Genomic DNA, 640 nt, shown 5'->3' on the forward strand with positions numbered 1-640 from the left:
TGTCGCAGTTGCCGGAGGCGACGGAGTGGAGGATGCCGTTGTAGACCAGGTCCCACAGGTCGGGGTTGCGTTGGATCTCGCTGATCTTGAACGAGTGGATCTTGTTGCCGTGTGCATCTTTCAAACGGAGAACGCGGTTCGGCCCGTCGGCTGAAAATCGTATGCGGGTGAGGTGATAGGTGTCAACCCAATCGTCGCGCCACTGCACCCAGGTGGATCCGACTGCGGTCCAATGGTTTCTGGTGGCGCCGAACATCACCCACGCACCCACAGCCATGATGACCCACATGACCCACATGTGGGTCCAGCGAAGGCCTCCGTCGACAAGGGTGAGGTACGCGACCGAGATGCCCACGATGAAGAGCGCGCTCGTGTACTGGTCACGGGCGGTGGGCTGGAGCCATTCGAGAACGGGTCCGAGATGTTCCGGCGCTTCCGGAGGCTTCCGTGGGGATCTGTCGGTCGGCGTGTGCTCGATTCTCTGGTAGATGCGTGGCGCACGGGGTGGTCGCGGCTCTCCGGTATTCGGATCCGGCATTGCGGGTAGATTCACAGCGTCACCCTCTACGCCGCCGTCCTCTGATGCGTTCGCTACGGGTGGGGCGCGGCCCGAGTTCGTAGGGGATTTTCAGGATGTGGC

1 protein-coding gene is annotated in these 640 nt (G+C 62.2%); it reads right to left on the reverse strand.

Translation table 11 applies throughout. The features are described from left to right. Positions 1 to 538: hypothetical protein (locus QR64_RS17880; protein ID WP_039586541.1), on the reverse strand; the 538-nt coding region annotated here is incomplete at its 3' end. Positions 539 to 640: the final 102 nt, after the last annotated feature.

It is taken from the genome of Rhodococcus sp. Chr-9 (assembly GCF_000801125.1).
Lineage (GTDB): Bacteria > Actinomycetota > Actinomycetes > Mycobacteriales > Mycobacteriaceae > Rhodococcus > Rhodococcus pyridinivorans.